A 17,358-nucleotide genomic window follows, 5' to 3' on the forward strand; every position below is an offset into this window, starting at 1 on the left:
TCCTCATGCGATCTTCTTGTGAGCTTGTGATTGCGGCGTGGCGCTTGCGGCCTGCATCAGCGCACGCACGACGGCTCGGCGCGCCAGGTCGATCTTGAACCCGTTGTGGAAGCGTGCCGTCGCTCCCTGCAGCAGCAGGTCGGCGGCGCGCCCGAAATGATCCGGTGTTGCCGCCTGACCGCGCAATGCGGCTTCGGCCTCGAGGCTTCGCCAGGGCTTGTGGGCCACGCCACCGAGCGCAAGGCGCGCTTCGCTGATCGCGTTGCCCTCCAGGTCGACCGCGGCCGCGACCGAGACCAGAGCAAAGGCGTAGGACAGCCGGTCGCGGATCTTCAGATAGCTGTAGTTCCGGGCAAAGCCGTTCGGCGGCAGCTCGATGGCGATAATGATCTCGCCGCTGCCGAGATTGGTATCGAGATGAGGCTTGTCCTCGGGAAGCCGATGGAAATCCGTCAGCGCGATGGTGCGCTGCCCCGAGGGGCGTGCGATATGTACGAGCGCGCCGAGCGCGGCCAGCGCCACGCTCATGTCGGATGGATTGGTCGCGATGCAGGAGTTGCTGGTGCCGAGGATGGCATGGTTGCGGTTGAGGCCATCGACGGCCGAGCAGCCCGTGCCGGGGCTTCGCTTGTTGCAGGGTGTCGTGGTGTCATAGAAGTAGGGGCAGCGCGTACGTTGCATCAGATTGCCGCCGACCGAGGCCATGTTGCGCAGTTGCGCGGAGGCGCCGGCCAGGATGGCGCTGGCAAGGAGGGGATAGCGCTGCTCGATCAACGGATGGTAGGCGAGGTCCGAATTCGGCACCAAGGCGCCGATGCGCAGACCGCCGTCCGCTGTCTCCTCGACGTCGCGGAGCGGAAGGCGAGAGATGTCGATCAGCCGGGAGGGCCGTTCGACGTTCTCCTTCATCAGATCGATCAGGTTGGTGCCGCCGGCGATCAACTTCGCACCGGGATCGGCGGCGAGCAGGCGGATGGCGTCGGCAACATCGCTTGCGCGGGAATATTGGAAGTTGTTCATGACCGGCTCATTGCCTGCTCGATCGCAGCCACGATGTTGGTGTAGGCACCGCAGCGACAGAGGTTTCCGCTCATCAGCTCCCGGATCTCATCCGCATCGCGCGCACGGCCTTCGGCCAACAGGCCCGCGGCAGAGCAAATCTGCCCCGGCGTGCAATAACCGCACTGAAAGGCATCGTGGTCGATGAAGGCCTGTTGCAGGGGATGCAGCGCGCCGTCCCTGGCCAAGCCTTCGATAGTCGTGATCTCGGCGCCATCCTTCATGACGGCCAGGGTCAGGCAGGAATTGACCCGTCTTCCGTCGATCAGCACGGTACAGGCGCCGCATTGGCCGTGATCGCAGCCTTTCTTGGTGCCGGTCAGCTGCAGACGGTCACGCAGCGCATCCAGAAGCGTGGTCCATGGCACGACCTCGAGCGCGCGGCTTTCGCCATTGACGACGAGGTTGATCGGAATGCGTTCGGGGATCGTAAGGTCGGCCATGGTGTATTTCCCTGCGGAAAGGCCGAGCCGGGCAAATTGTGCAAATGACGCGAGACTGCGTTGCCGCCGCTGGCCGATAGCGCCCAACGGATGACGAGTTGCTTGGTTCCCAATCGGTTCTCCCGATTGGATTTACGAGATCAGCGCTTGGTCTCGCCGAACACCACGGTCGGCACCGCGCGGTTGACGATCTCGCGCAGCGCGAAGCTCGATTGCACCCGCGCGACGCGGGGCAGGCGGGACAGCTCGGTGCGATGGATGCGCTCGAAATCCTGGATGTCGCGGGCGAGCACGATCAGGATGTAGTCGTCCGTCCCCGACATCAGGAAGCAGCGCACGACAGAGGGGCATTTCGTCACCTCTGCCTCGAACGCCTTCAGTGCCTCGTCGCTCTGGCTCTCCAGCGCGATGCGAACCAGCACCGTGGTGGTGAGGCCGAACTGGGCCAGGTCGAGCGCGGCCTGGTAGGCCTGGATGTAGCCGTCATCCTCCAGCGCCTTCTGCCGCCGCGCCAGCGCCGTGCTCGACAAGCCGATCTTGTTGGCAAGCTCGGTGTGGCTGGCTCGCGCATTGGTCGTGAGTTCCGCGAGGATGGCGAGGTCTTTCCGGTCGAGGGCCAAGGTTTCGTTTCCAGCGTCAAAGGACCATTTCGCGCCGGAAACCGGCGCGGGCGCTGCCAAGGTAGCGGATATTTGCACGAAACCAAACCGACCCTCTCGCTACGATCAACAATGGAATCAAAGCATTGGCGAGGGAGATCAAGATGCGCGTCGGAGTCCCGAAGGAAATCAAGGTGCAGGAATATCGGGTCGGGCTCACCCCAGGTGCGGTCCGCGAATACGTTGCCGCCGGGCACCAGGTGACGGTCGAGAGCGGCGCCGGCAGCGGCATCGGTGCGTCCGACGAGGTGTACCGGCGGGCAGGGGCGTCCATTGCCGAGACCGCTCCCGAGATCTTTGCAAAGTCCGACATGATCGTGAAGGTGAAGGAGCCGCAGAAGAGCGAATGGGCTCAGCTTCGCGAAGGCCAGATCCTTTTTACTTACCTTCATCTTGCGCCGGATCCCGACCAGGCCAAGGGCCTGCTTGCTTCCGGCTGCACCGCAATCGCCTATGAAACCGTCACGGACGCGAGCGGTCACCTCCCGCTGCTCGCCCCGATGAGCGAAGTCGCCGGCCGCCTGGCCATCGAGGCCGCCGGCGCCGCGCTCAAGCGTTCCAGCGGCGGCCGCGGCCTGCTGCTCGGCGGCGTGCCCGGCGTGCAGCCGGCACGCGTCATCGTGCTCGGCGGCGGCGTGGTCGGAACGCAGGCGGCACGCATGGCCGCCGGCTTAGGTGCCGAAGTCACCGTGATCGACCGCTCGATCCCGCGCCTGCGCGAACTAGACGATCTGTTTGTTGGACGCGTACGCACCCGTTTCTCCACCATCGAGGCGGTCGAGGACGAGGTGTTCGCCGCCGACGTCGTGATCGGTGCAGTGCTGGTGCCTGGCGCCAGCGCGCCGAAGCTCGTCACCCGTGCGATGCTGAAATCGATGCGGCCGGGAGCCGTGCTGGTCGACGTCGCGATCGACCAGGGCGGCTGCTTCGAGACCTCGCACCCGACCACGCACGCGGAGCCGACCTACGAGGTCGACGGCGTCGTTCACTATTGCGTCGCCAACATGCCGGGAGCCGTGCCGGTGACCTCGAGCCAAGCCCTGAACAACGCCACGCTGCCGTTCGGCCTGATGCTCGCCAACAAGGGATTTGCGGCCATCTTGGAGAATCCGCATCTGCGCAACGGGCTCAACGTGCATCGCGGCCGGGTGACGAACAAGGCGGTGGCGGAGAGTCTGGGGCTGGAGTTTGCGCCAGTAGAGAGCGGACTGGCGGCGTAGCGAGATGGGCCATCGTCGGTGCGGCGCCATCAACCGACTGGAAGATGGCGCTGCCGCCGTGCTCCCGAGCCCTCGGGGAATCCCGACGCGGTGAAGGCGTTGTGACCGGAGCGGCGGTGTCCAAATAGGCGGAAAGAAGAAAACTATTGCCGTGGTCCTGTCAGGAGGAAGGAGTTTCCCCTTCCGAGCGCAAAAACGCCAATCGCTTCCATTGCTGTTTGCAGCCGAAACGACGACATTTCCGCCAGAAATTGGTGGATCGGCAGCCATGGAACGCACTGGATTTGAGCCCTTCGGCGAGCAACTGGTGTCCGCAACGGACACACAGCCGAAGTCGCGCGCCTCGAAGCTCCTGCTGCGGGCCGGCACCACCGTGTTCTGGTCGCTGGTCGCGGGCATCGTGCTGGCCCGTGCAGCCTTTTTCGAGCCCGGCATCTATGACGGTTTCAGCCGCGTCGCCTCGCTGGCCAAGAACCTGATCTTCTGAGGCCGTTTATTCCGGTCCGAGGACAGAACTTCTCTCGGCCCTGATATGTCGAAAACATATTTCCCAATCGGGTCGTGGTGCGTATAAATCTTTCTCCTTGGGGAGAGATTTGTGTCGCAGAATCAAGCATCCAGCCCGGCCGATTCCAAGCCGGTCACCACCGCGGGCCGTATTGCGGCGCTGATTCCGGGCATCCTCCTCTGCGTTCTCGTGGCCGGTGTGTCGGCCCTGCTCGAGCGGGCCGAACTGGGCATGTTCGAGCACCCCTATGTCGAGGCGCTGGTCATGGCGATTCTGCTCGGCATGGCGGTGCGCAGCTTCTGGAAGCCGGCCCCGCGGTGGCAGGCCGGCATCGCCTTCAGCGCCAAGCAACTGCTGGAAGTCGCGGTGATGCTGCTCGGGGCCTCCATCAGCTTTGCCGCGATCGCGGCTTCCGGCATTGCGCTGCTCGCCTCCATCGCCGCGGTCGTCGTGGTCGCGCTCTGCGTCTCCTTCGGCCTCAGCCGGCTACTCGGCCTGTCGACGCGGCTGTCGATCCTGATCGCCTGCGGCAACTCGATCTGCGGCAATTCCGCCATCGCCGCGGTGGCGCCCATCATCGGCGCCAGCAACGACGAGATTGCATCCTCGATCTCCTTTACGGCGATCCTTGGCGTGATGATGGTGCTGGGCCTGCCGCTGCTGATCCCGCTGCTCCAATTGTCCGCAACGCAGTACGGCATTCTCGCCGGGCTCACCGTTTACGCAGTGCCGCAGGTGCTCGCCGCGACGGTGCCGGCAGGTCTCGTCTCAACCCAGATCGGCACGCTGGTGAAGCTGATGCGTGTCCTGATGCTCGGCCCGGTCGTCGTCGGCCTGTCGCTGGTCGCTTCGCGCTGGCAGAGCGATGCCAAGAAAACCAGCGTCGGCTTCTTCCGCCTGGTCCCCTGGTTCATCCTCGGCTTCCTTGCGCTTGCGACCCTGCGCTCGCTGGAGATCGTGCCGGCGACGGTGGTTGGCCCCGTGACGACGATCACGAGCTTTCTCACGGTGGTCTCGATGGCCGCCCTCGGCCTTGGCGTCGACGTGCGCGTGCTCGCCAATGTCGGCGGCCGGGTGACGGCGGCCGTGACGCTGTCGCTGCTGCTGCTGCTGGGGATCAGCATCGCGCTGGTGCACTGGTTCAAGTGATCAGGGCAAAGCTGCAGTAGGGTGGGCAAAGGGGCGCAAGCGCCGTGCCGACGGTTCTATAAGAGACGGAGAACCGTGGGCACGCTTTCGCTTTGCCCACCCTACGAGACCGTCATTGCTGCGAGCGGTAAGCTAAATCACGTCCGCGAGCGAGTGGCCGTGCAGCTCGATGTTCAGCCCCTGCATGCCCAAGTCGTTGATCTCGCCGCCCATCGCCTTCAGGCTCTCTTCGCGGATCAGCGACATCAGCCCGCGGCGGAGCGCCAAGAATTCCGACGACATCATCATCGATTGCTGCCGCGGCCGCTCCAGCGGGATCGGGATCTCCGCCTTGATCGAGCCCGGCCGCGCGGTCATGCAATAGACGCGGTCGGACAGGAAGATGGCTTCGTCAATGTCGTGGGTGACAAACAGCACCGAGATCTTCAGCCGCTGCCACATATTGGTGAGGATCTGCTGCATGATGACGCGCGTCTGCGCGTCGAGCGCGCCGAAGGGCTCGTCCAGCAACAGCACTTTCGGTCCCGTCGCGAGCGCGCGGACGATGCCGACGCGCTGCTTCATGCCGCCGGAGAGCTTTTCCGGATAATGCTTTTCGAACGCTTCGAGTCCCGCAAGCCCCAACAGCGTGCGCGCGGCGCGTTCGCGCTGCGAGCGCGGCATGCCGCGCATCTTCAGGCCGAACTCGACGTTCTCGCGCACGGTTTTCCACGGAAAAAGAGAATATTGCTGAAACACCATGCCGCGTTCGGCGCTCGGACCGTTTACCCGCTCGCCGTCGACGGTAACTACACCGGTCGTCGGCTTGAGGAAGCCTGCGACCGCATTGAGCAGCGTCGACTTTCCGCAGCCGGACGGGCCGACGATCGACACGAACTCGCCGGGCCGCACATGGATCTGCGTGTCGGTGACAGCCTGCACCGCGCCCTCGATGGTCTCGTAGGCGAGGGAGAAGTTCTTGACTTCGATGTGGCCTTTTGGGCTGTTCGCTAGCACCTCGCTCATGTCGATCTCCACGGCATCACCAATTGCCCCGCGCCCCGGATCAGCAGGCTCGATCCGAGGCCGAGCACCCCGATCGCGATCATGCCGAGCGCGATGTCGGCATATTGGACCAGCGAATAAGCTTCCCAGGTGAAGTAACCGATGCCGTACTGACCGGAGATCATCTCGGCCGCGATCAGCGACACCCAGGCGACGCCCATGCCGACGGTGAGGCCGGTGAAGATGTGCGGCAGCGAGGCTGGGAAATAGACCTCCCGAAAGATCGAGCGTTCGCGCGCGCCGAGACATTGTGCGGCGCGTACCAGCACGGGGTCGACCAGCGACATGCCGTGCAGGGTGTTGACGAGAATCGGGAAGAACGAACCGAGGAAGGTGATGTAGACGATGCTCTGCTCGTTGGTCGGCCACAGCATGATCGCCATCGGCACCCAGGCGATTGCCGGGATCGGCCGCAGCACTTCGGCGACTGGGAAAATCACCTCATGCACCAGCTTGAAGCGCCCCATGATCAGGCCGAGCGGCACGCCGACGATCGCCGCGAGCGAGAATCCGATGAAGATGCGCCGGCAACTGAGCAGGATGTGCATCAGGAATTTAGGATCGTGAATCGCCTTTATGAAGCTGTCATAGACCGCGAGCGGCGAGGGCACGTTGGTGAAGCGCACGAAGAACACGACCCGATAGGTCGTGAGCAGATGCCAGACCAGCAGAAAGGCGAGCAGCGAAATCACGCCGATTGCCGCCGCGCGCAGACCTGCCCGATTGAGCCGGTACCAGCGCAACCCCAGTGTGGCGAAGGAAGGCGGCGTCGAAGGCCGGATGATGGCGGCGGGCGCGGAGCCCGCCTCAGCAAGTGCTGTTGCCGGCATGCTGTCCTCGGGCTGTCTGACGAGGGCGGGGCTGCTCACGTCTTGCCTCCGCCGACGGCGGCCTTCATCGCTTCATCGAAGCCGAGCACCTTGCCGCTGATCTTGGCAGCGTAGGCTTCGGCGTCCTTCTTCAGCAGGAACGGGGCGACCTCGCTATTGCCGACCGCGAAGAAGGCCTGATCGGCGAACAGCTTGATGCCGCGCGTGGTGTCGAAGACGTAGGCGACGTTGATCTTCTTGCCCTTGGCCTTGTAGTCGGCATAGGCGCCGAGCGTGCAGCTGGCGGACGAGAAGGGCATGATGCCGGCACCGTCGACCCAAACTTCGCCCGCCTTGCGCGGATCGGTGATGGGCTTCTTGCAGAAGCTGTCCTCGCCCGAGATCTCATAGTTGCTGGTGCTCGCGAGCTGGGCGTCGTAGTCGAGCTTCATTTCGGCATAGGCCTTGCGGATGTATTTGTCGTCGACCCATTTCTTCGGATCGAACTCCTTCATGCGGCCGAGATTCTGTAGCACCTTGACGTCGGTCGTGGCCGCATCGATCAGCGCTGGCTTGATCGTCGGATCGGTCGTCATATTGCCGCTGGGCCCTAAGAAGATGTAGACGACCTCCTTGTTGATGCCGGTCCATTCCTGGATCTTCTCGGCGGCCAGCTTGGGATCCGCGCGCAGCCACTGATTGGCGGCGATTAGCGCCTTGAAATAGGCGACGACGACCTCGGGATATTTTTCGGCGAAGTCGGTGCGAACCACGATGCCGTGGAAGGTCGGCAAGTTCGTTTCGACGCCGTCGAAGATCTTCCGCGCGAAGCCGCGGAACGGCAACAGCTCGGCGAAGGGGACGAAATCGGCGTGCCCGTCGATCTTCTTCTCCTGCAGATTGGTCGAGCCGACCTCCGGGCTCTGGCTGACGAGCTGGAAGAAATCGGACGCATAGCCGCGATCCTGCATCGCTTTCAGCACCATGCCGTGCGCGGCGGAGCCGAAAGGCACGCTGACGAGCTTACCCTTGAGATCGGCGAGGTCGTAATAGGGTGAGTCCTTGTGGACGACGAGGCCGTTGCCCGAGCCGGACAGGCTGTAGGCGGCGATGCCGACGAGGCGGCTCTTGCTCTCCGGATTGCTCTCGAAGGTGAATCCGTTCACGATGAGCGGGTAGTCGCCCATCATCCCGATCTGCAGCTTGTTCGCCATCATCGCGTTGGTGACGGGCGGACCGGAGGTGAAGTTCTGCCATTCGAGCTCGAACTTGATGTTGGCGTATTTGCCGTCCTTCGGCAGGTACTTCTCGAGCAGTTGCAATTGGCGGATGACGACGCCTGCGGTGACCGTGTTGGTCGTGGTATCCTGCGTTCCGATGCCGAGCTTGACGGTTTCCGCAGAAGCCGGCTGCGCGACGAGCAGCGCCAGCGACGTCACCGACATCGCGATCGAGAGCGTGGGAAGATGGCGGACCATTCTCATCCTCATTCGGTTGGATGTGCTGTGGGTGCCATGATTGGGGGAGGGCGCAAGCAGGGCAAATCCGGAGTGGCCGCCGCAGTCGATTAGTTGCCGGGAAAAGCTGATTGCATACTCCTTGGGCAGTCCTGCACTATAAAGCCGCTTGCCTGTGCATCGGCCATGGTCGCGGGCCCCCTTCAATCCGTCGCCTGGCCGCGCATCTCCTCGAGAATGTCGGTCCGGCAGACCACGATCTGCGACCGTTTGGTCAGCACGATTCCCTTCTCCTGCATCCGCTTCAGGCTGATCGTGACCCATTGCCTGGTGGCGCCGACCATGTGGGCGATGTCGGCGTGGGTGAAGGCCGCGGCGATCACCGTGCCGTCGGCATCCTCGACGCCGTAGAGCTCGACGAGATGCAGCAAGAGATGGGCGAGACGTTGCGTGATCGAGCGCGTCCCCAGCATCTGGGCCAGCGCCGAATAGCATTTGCCCTTGAACGTCAGGCCTTCGATCAGGCCAATCGCGAGGTTCGGGATCTCTGTAGCAAGGGACCGCAGTTCCTTTCCGGGCAGGTGCACGACGCTGCAATTACTGGAGGCAACGCCGGACCATTGATGTACGGTGCCTTCGAACACTTCGGGACCGCCGACGAAATTGCCAACATGCCAATAGGCCAGCGTGATTTCGCGTCCAAGTGGCGAGGTGTAGAACACGCGGATGCGGCCGCTCTCGATCAGCCAGATGCCGTCATGCTTGCCGCCCTGGCTGAACAGCGTCTGGCCGCGGTTGAGGACCTTGCGGCGGCCCTGCTTTAGCACCAACTCGCGCTCGCGAGGTGAGAGCTTGTCCATCAACGGTGGTGGACCGCCGATCCATTGCTGGTTCTCGGTGAGCAGTAGCGAGGAGCTGCCGGCAGGCCGTATCGCTGCGGGAACAGCCCCGCGCACCGCATTCGCCGCCTGCAACATCGCCTGCCTCCCGAACGTTCAAATCGTTCTAAAGAGGAGCAATGTCCGTGCCAGATGGGGGCAGACGCCTCGCGCGGGGAAATGACACCGAAGACCGGGTCACCGCCCCGCCAAGTTCAGCAGATACGACTTCGGATATATTCCCCGGTTGTGCCCATCCGAGAACGAGATGTTCAGCCCATAGCCGAGATCGCCGATGTCGGTGATCGCAATTCCCGGAAACGCTTTGGGGAAGCGGCCGTCGAAGCGGGCGCGGGTGCAATGGGCGCATTTGCAGGAGAGGCGGAGTGTTTCGGCAGAAACGCTGAGCGCGTCGTCCTGCGCCGTGCGGACCAGGAGCGAAGCGAGATCGGCGCTGGCTTCGTAGCCGGCAACGGTCGGTGCCACCAATGTCATTATCATGACGAACCTCTGACTTCATTCTACGTCGAGACGGGAACGCACGAATAGCAACTAATTGCCGGTGCGGGCGGGATCGCGAGCCTGTTCTTCGAGCAACCCACGCGAAATGTGAAACTAATCCACCGGGAATTTCACTTCAGAATTGCCGGACTCTCCTCTCTCCGAAACCTTGCGCGTCATCGATGACCAAGGAGAGACGATGAGTGCATTTCAGAAGGAAACGGTTCTGTCGGTCAGGCACTGGACCGATTCCCTGTTCAGCTTCACCGCGACGCGCGATCCCGGCTTCCGCTTCCAGAACGGCCAGTTCGCAATGATTGGTCTGGAGGTCGGGGGCAAGCCGTTGATGCGGGCCTACAGCATGGCCAGCGCCAATCACGAGGAGGCGCTCGAATTCTTCTCGATCAAGGTGCAGGACGGCCCGCTCACCTCTCGCCTTCAGAAGATAAGGGAAGGCGACATCATCCTGGTCGGTCGCAAGGCGACGGGCACGCTGATCACCGGCAACCTCATTCCGGGAAAACGCCTGCTGCTGCTTTCAACTGGAACGGGCCTGGCGCCCTTCGCCAGCCTGATCAAGGACCCCGACGTCTATGAGAATTACGAGACCATCGTGCTCGCCCATGGCTGCCGCCAGGTCTCGGAACTCGCCTATGGCGAGCACCTCGTCGAGGACCTGCGCAATCACGAATTCTTCGGCCCCTTGATCCGCGACAAGCTCGTCTACTACCCGACCGTCACCCGCGAGCCGTTCCGGAATCGCGGCCGCATCACCGACCTGATCGCCTCGAACCAGCTCTTCGAGGATATCGGACAAGCGAGCCTCGACATCGAAACTGACCGCATCATGCTGTGCGGCAGCCCGGCGATGCTCGAGGAACTCCACGCGATGTTCGCGGCGCGCGGCTTTGTCGAGGGCAACCATAGCCAGCCCGGCCATTTCGTCATCGAAAAAGCCTTCGTCGAGCGCTGAGCTACAAATCGCGTCCCAGCGACAACTAATTGCTATCGCGGCGACGCCCCCTGAACAAATCTGACGCAAAGGCGCCGGGATCGGCGAACCAGGAGCAAGCGATGGCACTAGATCAGATCGTCGACGGACTTTCGGAAGTTTCCTGCGATGTGCTGGTGATCGGCGGCGGCACAGCCGGCCCGATGGCGGCACTGAAGGCGAAGCTGAAGAACCCGAAGGCCAATGTCGTCCTGCTCGAGAAGGCGAACGTCAAGCGCTCCGGCGCGATCTCGATGGGTATGGATGGGCTCAACAACGCCGTCATCCCCGGTTACGCGACGCCCGAGCAGTACACCAAGGAAATCACCATCGCCAATGACGGCATCGTCGACCAGAAGGCGGTCTATAAATACGCGCAGAACTGCTACAGCATCATCGAGGAGCTCGACAGTTTCGGCATCCGCTTCCTGAAGAACGAGAACGGCGACTATGCCGTCAAGAAGGTGCACCACATCGGCACTTACGTTCTGCCCATGCCGAACGGCGAGACCGTGAAGAAGGCGCTGTACCGTCAGCTCCGCCGCGCCCGCATCCTCATTTCCAACCGCTACATGGCGACGCGCCTGGTCAAATCGGCCGACGGCCGCATCGCCGGGGCCATCAGCGTCAATACGCGGACCGCCGAGATGCTGGTGATCAAGGCCAAGGCCGTGATCCTCTGCATGGGCGCCGCCGGTCGCCTCGGTCTGCCGACGTCCGGCTACATGTTCGGCACCTACGAGAACGCCGCCAATTCCGGCGACGGTTACGCCATGGCCTATCACGCCGGCGCAGCGCTCGCGAACCTCGAATGCTTCCAGATCAACCCGCTGATCAAGGACTATAACGGCCCGGCCTGCGCCTATGTCGCCGGCCCGTTCGGCGCATATACGGCAAACAACGAAGGCTCGCGCTTCATCGAATGCGACTACTGGTCCGGCCAGATGATGCTGGAGTTCTACAACGAGCTCCTCTCGGGCAAGGGTCCGGTGTTCCTCCAGCTCAAGCATCTCCACCCCGACACGATTTCCGAGATCGAATCCACGCTGCACAAGGTCGAGCGTCCGACGCGCGGCCTGTTCCAGCAGGGGCGCGGGGTCGACTACCGCAGTGAGTCCATCGAGATGCATATCTCCGAGATCGGCTTCTGCTCCGGCCACAGCGCGTCAGGCGTGTTCGTCGACGACAATGCCCGCACCACCGTACCCGGCCTCTATGCCGCCGGCGACATGGCGAGCGTCCCGCACAATTACATGCTCGGCGCCTTCACCAACGGCTCGGTCGCAGGCATCGACGCGATGGAGTTCGCCGACAACCATGATTTCGCGGAGTTCGACGCGGCCGAGGTCGCCATGGAACGCGACCGCGTGATGGCGCCGACCAAGCGCGAGGACGGCATTCCGCCGAACCAGATCGAGTACAAGACCCGCCGCCTGGTCAACGACTACCTCCAGCCGCCAAAGGTCACGCGCAAATATGAGCTCGGCATGCGGCGGCTCGCCGAAGCGCGTGAGGATATGCAGGAGCGCATGATCGCGCGCAACGCGCACGAATTGCTGCGCGCGCTCGAAGTGCAGTCGATCCTGGACTGCGCCGATATGGCCGCACACGCTTCGCTCTATCGCGAAGAGAGCCGCTGGGGTCTCTATCACTGGCGGACGGACTTCCCGGAGAAGGACAATGAGAACTGGTTTTGCCACACGCTGCTGTCCAAGCAGGACGGCAGGATGACCAGCGAGAAGCGCGCAGTCGAGCCCTATGTCGTGCCGATCGCGGACGACGAGAAGGACCTCTACGACAAGCAGCGCATTCGCGCCTCGGCCTGATCCACCAGAACATAGCCAACAGGAGACATCACATGCCTCTCGCGTCCTATCAGACATCGGTTCCGGTGGTGGTCGACGACGCCAAATGCATCGCGGACAAGGGCTGCACGGTGTGCGTCGATGTCTGCCCGCTCGACGTGCTGCGCATCAGCGACATGACCAACAAGGCCTACATGGCCTATGACGAGTGCTGGTATTGCATGCCCTGCGAAGCGGATTGTCCGACCGGCGCCGTCACCGTCAACATTCCCTATCTGTTGAGGTGATCATGTCGAGCCCGTTCGAATCCTATGACGATCTCGAAGACGCCGACGAGCGGCTGCAGGCGGCCGATCCCGCCGAACGCCGCGTCGCCATCATTGCACTCGGTCATTCCGGCGATCCCGCCGCGGTCGCACATCTCGCCAAAATGGTCACCGATCCCGATGCCGGTGTGCGCCAGCAGGTCGCGATGGCGCTCGGCGAGTTCGACGGACCGGAGGCAGCAAGCGCGCTGGTGAAGCTGCTCGTCGATCCCGAGAGGATCGTCGCGGCGGCTGCGGCCGACAGCATGGCTGAATTCAAGGATCCCGCCTGCGCCGACGCGATCCTGCCGCTGGTCAGGCATACCCACGCTTTCGTCCGCATGGGCGCTCTGCGCGCGCTGAAGGAACTGCGCCGCAGGGATACACTCAAGCCCGCGCTGGAAGCGCTCCAGGACCCTGACGCCGCCGTCCGTGTGCAGGCGATCGGCGTGATCGGCTTTCTCAAGCTGGAAGAATCCATTCCGGCGCTAACCGCGCTGATCAACGATCCCGATGCCCATGTGCGCCGCGCCGCCGTGAGCGCATTGGCCTTTTCGCAGATGAAGCCGGCGGCGGAGACCATCACCCGCGCGCTGAAGGATGCCGACTGGATGGTCCGCGAGATGGCAGCGGAGACGCTGGGTCTCAACGTGAATGGTGCAATCGCGGCTGATCAGCTCGTCGGCTGCCTCGCGGACGAGTTCTGGCAGGTGCGGCTGAAGGCGATCCGCAGCCTTGGCAAGATGAAGATCGAACGCGCGGTGCGGCCGATCGGCAATTGCGTCAATCACGACCAGGCGAATTTGCGCAAAGAGGCCGCCGCCGCGCTAGGTGAGATCGGCCACCCTGACGGCGAGGCATTCCTGGCCGTGATCGCCGACGATCCTGATCCTGATGTCCGCAAGAATGCGCGCTGGGCACTGCACCAGATTGCAGCGCGAAAGGCGCGGGCAGGGGCATAATTGCACGGCGCGTCGCCGCTCTGGACTTCCAGCGCCAGACGTTTATTGGTCTTCGCTCACGGGAACGGCCGCTGCGAATGCGGCCGTTCCTTAGAACAGCGAGGACGCGGCCATGACGACATTGACTGTAAAGGACCTTCTCCCCGAGGACGGCACGAAGGGAACGCTGGTCGGCCGCGTCTGGCTGCCGCAGGTCAACGGTCCGGCCATCGTCGCCGTGCGCGGTGACGGCGTGTATGACGTCACAGCAAAATTTCCGACCATCAGCGCGCTCTGCGAGATGGACGATCCCGCCAAGGCGCTTGCCGCCACCAAGGGCGAGCGCATCGGTGATCTCGAGGCGATCGTGGCCAACACCCCGCCGGACGGGCGCGATCCCCAAAAGGCCTGGCTGCTCGCGCCCGTCGATCTCCAGACGCTGAAGGCCGCCGGGGTCACCTTTGCGATCTCGATGCTCGAACGTGTCATCGAAGAGCGCGCCAAGGGCAATCCGGCCTCGGCCGAAGCGATCCGGAAAGAAGTGACGCGCCTGATCGGCGACGATCTGTCAAAGCTCAAGCCGGGCTCGGATCAGGCGATGCACCTGAAGCAAGTGCTGATCGATCAGAATGCCTGGAGCCAATATCTTGAGGTCGGCATCGGTCCGGATGCCGAGGTTTTCACCAAGGCGCCCACCTTGTCGTCGGTCGGCACCGGCATGGATGCCGGCCTGCACCCGAAATCGACCTGGAACAATCCCGAGCCCGAGCTCGTGCTGTTCGTGTCGAGCCGCGGCGAGATCGTCGGGGGCGCGCTCGGCAACGACGTGAACCTGCGCGACTTCGAGGGCCGCTCGGCGCTGCTGTTGTCGAAGGCCAAGGACAACAACGCGTCCTGCTCGATCGGCCCGCTGCTGCGCCTGTTCGACGACACCTTCACGCTCGACGACGCGCGCAGGCTGGACATCAGCCTGAATGTCACGGGCGCGGACGGCTTCGTTCTCGACGGCCATTCCTCGATCAGCAAGATCAGCCGCGATCCGACCGATCTCGTCGCGCAGACCATCGGCAAGGTGCATCAATATCCTGACGGCTTCGTGCTGTTCCTCGGCACCATGTTCGCACCCGTGAAGGATCGCGATGCGCCGGGGCAGGGATTCACCCACAAGCGCGACGACATTGTCACTATCGCAGCGCCTCAGCTCGGCAAGCTCGTCAACCGCATGCGCACCAGCGACGAGTGCGAGCCCTGGACGTTCGGCATCGGCGCACTGATGAAGAACCTGGCGCAGCGGAAGCTGATCTAGCGCTGCTGCCCTTCGCCTCCCGCAAGCGGGGGCGCACCTTCGCCCCGCTGACAGCTGAGGCTCCATCGCGCCGCCTAATTTTTTCATCCCTCCGTTGCATGAAGGGAGCAAAATCGCGCTGAACGTGTCATAACTCAGCTCGCCCCACCTCGCCTGCTTTGCTCCAAATAGTCAAATAATATGACTAGTCGGAACTCAACTTCCGTGAAATAGTGCCCGCCGCTGGTGCGAAGGCCGGCCTGTGGGTGCCATGCTACCAATCGGCGCCCCCGGATAAAACATCTTGGGAGACGCGCCTGATGCCCCCTAAAGCTCTCTGTGCGGCCAGCGCCATGGCCGCCTTGTTGCTCGCGACGCCGGCCAGCGCCCAGCTCACGATCGGCTTCTCGCAGATTGGATCGGAATCCGGCTGGCGCGCGGCCGAAACGTCCGTCTCAGCATGAAGTCGACCTCCTGCACCGCGCCAAAGCTCTTGCTGATCCCCCGCACCTCGGGCGTGCTTCTATTCGCCTTCATTGTCCTGCTGCAGGGGCTGGTCGCGCTTGCGCGCCGGCCGGCGGCGAAGCATGCGGGAGCGGCGTCATGACCTCGCGGATCGTCGTCATCCCGACGCGGCGGGCCCATTCCAACCATGCGGAGGTGGCGCGTTCGATCGGCGTCGACATCATCGCCGGCCGCTATGCGGAAGGCACGCGCCTGCCGGGGGATGCCGAGATGATCGCAATGTTCGGCGTGTCGCGGCCGGTGCTGCGCGAGAGCGTCAAGACGCTGGTCGCCAAGGGCCTGCTCACCACCAAGGCGCGGGTCGGCACCGTCGTGCGCGAGCGAGGTGCCTGGAACATGTTCGACGCAGACGTGCTGGCCTGGCACCTCGATGCCGGCATCGACAAGCGCTTCCTTGACGACCTCGCCGAGATCCGTCTCGCCGTGGAGCCGCGCGCGGCGATGCTGGCGGCAACACAGCGATCCGAGCAAGACATCAGCGAGCTGCGCCGCAGCATGGATCGGATGCGGCATGAAGCGTCCGACTCGGTCGGTTTTGCAGATGCAGATCTCGCGCTTCATGTTGCCGTGGCGCGTGCCTCGGGCAATCTGTTCATGCGCTCGATTGGGCATGTCATTGAAGCAGCGCTGCGCGCCTCTTTCCTGCTCAGCGCTCCGGTCGAGCCGGAGGATCGCGATACCGTGCTGCTCTGGCATCAGAAGATCGTCGATGCCATCGTCGCGGGCGATGCCCATGCCGCATCCGAGGCCATGGTCTATGTCATTCACAACGGCATGCGCCGCCATGACAGTACGGCGATCGAAACCGCCCCGGCCGAGCCGCCACCGTCGGCCGACACTGGAGAACAAGCGTGACAGACCTTCGCATCGCCATCGTCGGCTTCGGCAAGATCGCGCGGGACCAGCATGTGGCGGCGATCGCCGCCACACCGGGCGCAACGCTTGCCGCCGTGGCGAGCCGCAACGCCTCGCTGCAGGGGGTGCCGCATTTTGCGACCATCGAGGAATTGCTTCAGAAGGGGCCGCCGATCGACGCGGTCTCGCTCTGCACGCCGCCGCAGGTGCGACGGGCCCAGGCCGCGGCGGCGCTCGCCGCCGGCAAGCACGTCATGCTGGAGAAGCCGCCGGGCAACGGCGTTGCCGAGCTTGATCCGTTGATCGCGATGGCGGCGGGTGCGAAGCGGACATTGTTTGCGACCTGGCATTCGCGCTATGCGCCGGCGGTGGAGCCGGCCCGGCAATGGCTCACTGATCGGCACATCAAATCCGTTCACATCAGCTGGAAGGAAGACGTGCGTGTCTGGCATCCCGGGCAGGGCTGGATCTGGGAGCCCGGCGGCCTCGGCGTGTTCGATCCGGGCATCAATGCGCTGTCGATCCTGACCAGGATTCTGCCGAAGCCCGTGTTCGTCACCGCGGCCGAGCTGGCCTTTCCAGCCAATTGCCAGGCGCCGATCGCGGCGAACGTGAACCTGACGGATATCAGCGGCCTGCCCGTGACCGCCGAGTTCGACTTCCGCCAGACCGGGCCGCAGAGCTGGGATATCCTCGTCGAAACCGATCAGGGCCGGCTGACGCTGTCCAGCGGTGGCGCGCGCATGGCCGTCGACGGCAAGGTGCTTGTCGAAGGGCCCGATGAGGAATATCGCGGGCTCTACCGACGCTTCGTCGCGCTCGCAGCAACCGGCGCAAGTGACGTCGATCTGACGCCGCTCCGTCTCGTCGCCGACGCCTTCCTGCTCGGCAAGCGCACGATCGTCGAACCGTTTGTGGATTGAG

Annotated in this window: 18 protein-coding genes and 1 pseudogene; 11 read left to right on the forward strand and 8 right to left on the reverse strand. The window is 63.6% G+C overall.

Going from position 1 to position 17,358, the window contains the following annotated elements; genetic code table 11:
• Positions 1 to 3: 3 nt before the first annotated feature.
• From I6F28_RS23695 to I6F28_RS23705, 3 genes are all read right to left on the reverse strand, one after another.
• On the reverse strand, positions 4 to 1,020 hold the full coding sequence (locus I6F28_RS23695) for an FAD binding domain-containing protein (protein ID WP_225141323.1): 1,017 nt from the start codon (positions 1,018 to 1,020) through the stop codon (positions 4 to 6).
• Positions 1,017 to 1,502, reverse strand: a complete 486-nt coding sequence (locus tag I6F28_RS23700; protein ID WP_225141474.1) for a (2Fe-2S)-binding protein — start codon at positions 1,500 to 1,502, stop codon at positions 1,017 to 1,019. Before I6F28_RS23700 ends, I6F28_RS23695 begins: the two co-directional genes overlap by 4 nt.
• A gap of 140 nt (positions 1,503 to 1,642) precedes the next feature.
• Positions 1,643 to 2,122: an Lrp/AsnC family transcriptional regulator gene (locus I6F28_RS23705; protein WP_025035213.1), complete on the reverse strand. Its 480-nt coding sequence runs from the start codon at positions 2,120 to 2,122 to the stop codon at positions 1,643 to 1,645.
• Positions 2,123 to 2,265: 143 nt separating this feature from the next.
• Here I6F28_RS23705 and ald point away from each other — a divergent pair, with 143 nt between their 5' ends.
• The 3 genes from ald to I6F28_RS23720 all read left to right on the forward strand — a co-directional run bounded on the left by ald (position 2,266) and on the right by I6F28_RS23720 (position 5,038).
• Positions 2,266 to 3,381 (forward strand): alanine dehydrogenase, encoded by a 1,116-nt coding sequence (ald, locus tag I6F28_RS23710; protein WP_225141325.1) that lies wholly within the window; start codon positions 2,266 to 2,268, stop codon positions 3,379 to 3,381.
• A gap of 268 nt (positions 3,382 to 3,649) precedes the next feature.
• Positions 3,650 to 3,868: a hypothetical protein gene (locus I6F28_RS23715; protein WP_225141327.1), complete on the forward strand. Its 219-nt coding sequence runs from the start codon at positions 3,650 to 3,652 to the stop codon at positions 3,866 to 3,868.
• Positions 3,869 to 3,979: 111 nt separating this feature from the next.
• Positions 3,980 to 5,038 carry a YeiH family protein gene (locus I6F28_RS23720; protein WP_225141329.1) on the forward strand — a complete coding sequence of 353 codons (1,059 nt, stop codon included), beginning with the start codon at positions 3,980 to 3,982 and terminating at the stop codon, positions 5,036 to 5,038.
• 132 nt (positions 5,039 to 5,170) lie between these two features.
• Here the strand turns inward: I6F28_RS23720 and I6F28_RS23725 are convergent, their stop codons facing one another.
• From I6F28_RS23725 to I6F28_RS23745, 5 genes are all read right to left on the reverse strand, one after another.
• Positions 5,171 to 6,043 carry an ABC transporter ATP-binding protein gene (locus I6F28_RS23725; RefSeq protein ID WP_036005639.1) on the reverse strand — a complete coding sequence of 291 codons (873 nt, stop codon included), beginning with the start codon at positions 6,041 to 6,043 and terminating at the stop codon, positions 5,171 to 5,173.
• Complete coding sequence (locus tag I6F28_RS23730; protein WP_036005583.1) at positions 6,040 to 6,951, reverse strand: ABC transporter permease; 912 nt, start codon at positions 6,949 to 6,951, stop codon at positions 6,040 to 6,042. Before I6F28_RS23730 ends, I6F28_RS23725 begins: the two co-directional genes overlap by 4 nt.
• A complete protein-coding gene (locus I6F28_RS23735) occupies positions 6,948 to 8,369 on the reverse strand; it encodes an ABC transporter substrate-binding protein (protein WP_225141331.1) in 1,422 nt (473 codons plus the stop codon). Before I6F28_RS23735 ends, I6F28_RS23730 begins: the two co-directional genes overlap by 4 nt.
• A gap of 182 nt (positions 8,370 to 8,551) precedes the next feature.
• Positions 8,552 to 9,325 carry a Crp/Fnr family transcriptional regulator gene (locus I6F28_RS23740; RefSeq protein ID WP_036023359.1) on the reverse strand — a complete coding sequence of 258 codons (774 nt, stop codon included), beginning with the start codon at positions 9,323 to 9,325 and terminating at the stop codon, positions 8,552 to 8,554.
• 99 nt (positions 9,326 to 9,424) lie between these two features.
• A complete protein-coding gene (locus tag I6F28_RS23745; RefSeq protein WP_036023361.1) occupies positions 9,425 to 9,721 on the reverse strand; it encodes a gamma-butyrobetaine hydroxylase-like domain-containing protein in 297 nt (98 codons plus the stop codon).
• A 205-nt stretch (positions 9,722 to 9,926) separates the two neighbouring features.
• On the opposite strand from I6F28_RS23745, the gene I6F28_RS23750 reads away from it, so the two are divergent.
• From I6F28_RS23750 to I6F28_RS23785, 8 genes and pseudogenes are all read left to right on the forward strand, one after another.
• Positions 9,927 to 10,700: a ferredoxin--NADP reductase gene (locus I6F28_RS23750; RefSeq protein ID WP_036035046.1), complete on the forward strand. Its 774-nt coding sequence runs from the start codon at positions 9,927 to 9,929 to the stop codon at positions 10,698 to 10,700.
• A 101-nt stretch (positions 10,701 to 10,801) separates the two neighbouring features.
• Entirely contained in the window at positions 10,802 to 12,544 is a 1,743-nt protein-coding gene (locus I6F28_RS23755; RefSeq protein WP_225141333.1) for a fumarate reductase/succinate dehydrogenase flavoprotein subunit, read from the forward strand.
• A gap of 32 nt (positions 12,545 to 12,576) precedes the next feature.
• Positions 12,577 to 12,810 (forward strand): 4Fe-4S dicluster domain-containing protein, encoded by a 234-nt coding sequence (locus I6F28_RS23760; protein ID WP_007593252.1) that lies wholly within the window; start codon positions 12,577 to 12,579, stop codon positions 12,808 to 12,810.
• 2 nt (positions 12,811 to 12,812) lie between these two features.
• Positions 12,813 to 13,790 (forward strand): HEAT repeat domain-containing protein, encoded by a 978-nt coding sequence (locus tag I6F28_RS23765; protein ID WP_036023369.1) that lies wholly within the window; start codon positions 12,813 to 12,815, stop codon positions 13,788 to 13,790.
• Positions 13,791 to 13,902: 112 nt separating this feature from the next.
• The gene (locus tag I6F28_RS23770) at positions 13,903 to 15,075 is read left to right on the forward strand and encodes a fumarylacetoacetate hydrolase family protein (protein ID WP_225141335.1); all 1,173 of its coding nucleotides are present in this window, start codon (positions 13,903 to 13,905) and stop codon (positions 15,073 to 15,075) included.
• Between the two features lie 332 nt (positions 15,076 to 15,407).
• Positions 15,408 to 15,512: pseudogene (locus tag I6F28_RS23775) on the forward strand (sugar ABC transporter substrate-binding protein); the annotation flags it as partial.
• A gap of 145 nt (positions 15,513 to 15,657) precedes the next feature.
• Complete coding sequence (locus I6F28_RS23780) at positions 15,658 to 16,434, forward strand: FadR/GntR family transcriptional regulator (protein ID WP_036005559.1); 777 nt, start codon at positions 15,658 to 15,660, stop codon at positions 16,432 to 16,434.
• Positions 16,431 to 17,357, forward strand: coding sequence for a Gfo/Idh/MocA family protein (locus I6F28_RS23785; RefSeq protein WP_225141337.1), 927 nt, complete (start codon positions 16,431 to 16,433; stop codon positions 17,355 to 17,357). Before I6F28_RS23780 ends, I6F28_RS23785 begins: the two co-directional genes overlap by 4 nt.
• Position 17,358: the final 1 nt, after the last annotated feature.

The sequence above is a fragment of the Bradyrhizobium sp. NBAIM14 genome (assembly GCF_020193895.1).
GTDB classification, from domain to species: Bacteria; Pseudomonadota; Alphaproteobacteria; order Rhizobiales; family Xanthobacteraceae; genus Bradyrhizobium; species Bradyrhizobium yuanmingense.

Bases quoted from the DNA above. Each gene is read 5' to 3' on its own strand.
- I6F28_RS23695 (WP_225141323.1), bottom strand. From the start codon at position 1,020: ATGAACAACTTCCAATATTCCCGCGCAAGCGATGTTGCCGACGCCATC.
- I6F28_RS23700 (WP_225141474.1), bottom strand. From the start codon at position 1,502: ATGGCCGACCTTACGATCCCCGAACGCATTCCGATCAACCTCGTCGTC.
- ald (WP_225141325.1), top strand. From the start codon at position 2,266: ATGCGCGTCGGAGTCCCGAAGGAAATCAAGGTGCAGGAATATCGGGTC.
- I6F28_RS23715 (WP_225141327.1), top strand. From the start codon at position 3,650: ATGGAACGCACTGGATTTGAGCCCTTCGGCGAGCAACTGGTGTCCGCA.
- I6F28_RS23725 (WP_036005639.1), bottom strand. From the start codon at position 6,043: ATGAGCGAGGTGCTAGCGAACAGCCCAAAAGGCCACATCGAAGTCAAG.
- I6F28_RS23735 (WP_225141331.1), bottom strand. From the start codon at position 8,369: ATGGTCCGCCATCTTCCCACGCTCTCGATCGCGATGTCGGTGACGTCG.
- I6F28_RS23740 (WP_036023359.1), bottom strand. From the start codon at position 9,325: ATGTTGCAGGCGGCGAATGCGGTGCGCGGGGCTGTTCCCGCAGCGATA.
- I6F28_RS23745 (WP_036023361.1), bottom strand. From the start codon at position 9,721: ATGACATTGGTGGCACCGACCGTTGCCGGCTACGAAGCCAGCGCCGAT.
- I6F28_RS23750 (WP_036035046.1), top strand. From the start codon at position 9,927: ATGAGTGCATTTCAGAAGGAAACGGTTCTGTCGGTCAGGCACTGGACC.
- I6F28_RS23755 (WP_225141333.1), top strand. From the start codon at position 10,802: ATGGCACTAGATCAGATCGTCGACGGACTTTCGGAAGTTTCCTGCGAT.
- I6F28_RS23760 (WP_007593252.1), top strand. From the start codon at position 12,577: ATGCCTCTCGCGTCCTATCAGACATCGGTTCCGGTGGTGGTCGACGAC.
- I6F28_RS23765 (WP_036023369.1), top strand. From the start codon at position 12,813: ATGTCGAGCCCGTTCGAATCCTATGACGATCTCGAAGACGCCGACGAG.
- I6F28_RS23770 (WP_225141335.1), top strand. From the start codon at position 13,903: ATGACGACATTGACTGTAAAGGACCTTCTCCCCGAGGACGGCACGAAG.
- I6F28_RS23780 (WP_036005559.1), top strand. From the start codon at position 15,658: ATGACCTCGCGGATCGTCGTCATCCCGACGCGGCGGGCCCATTCCAAC.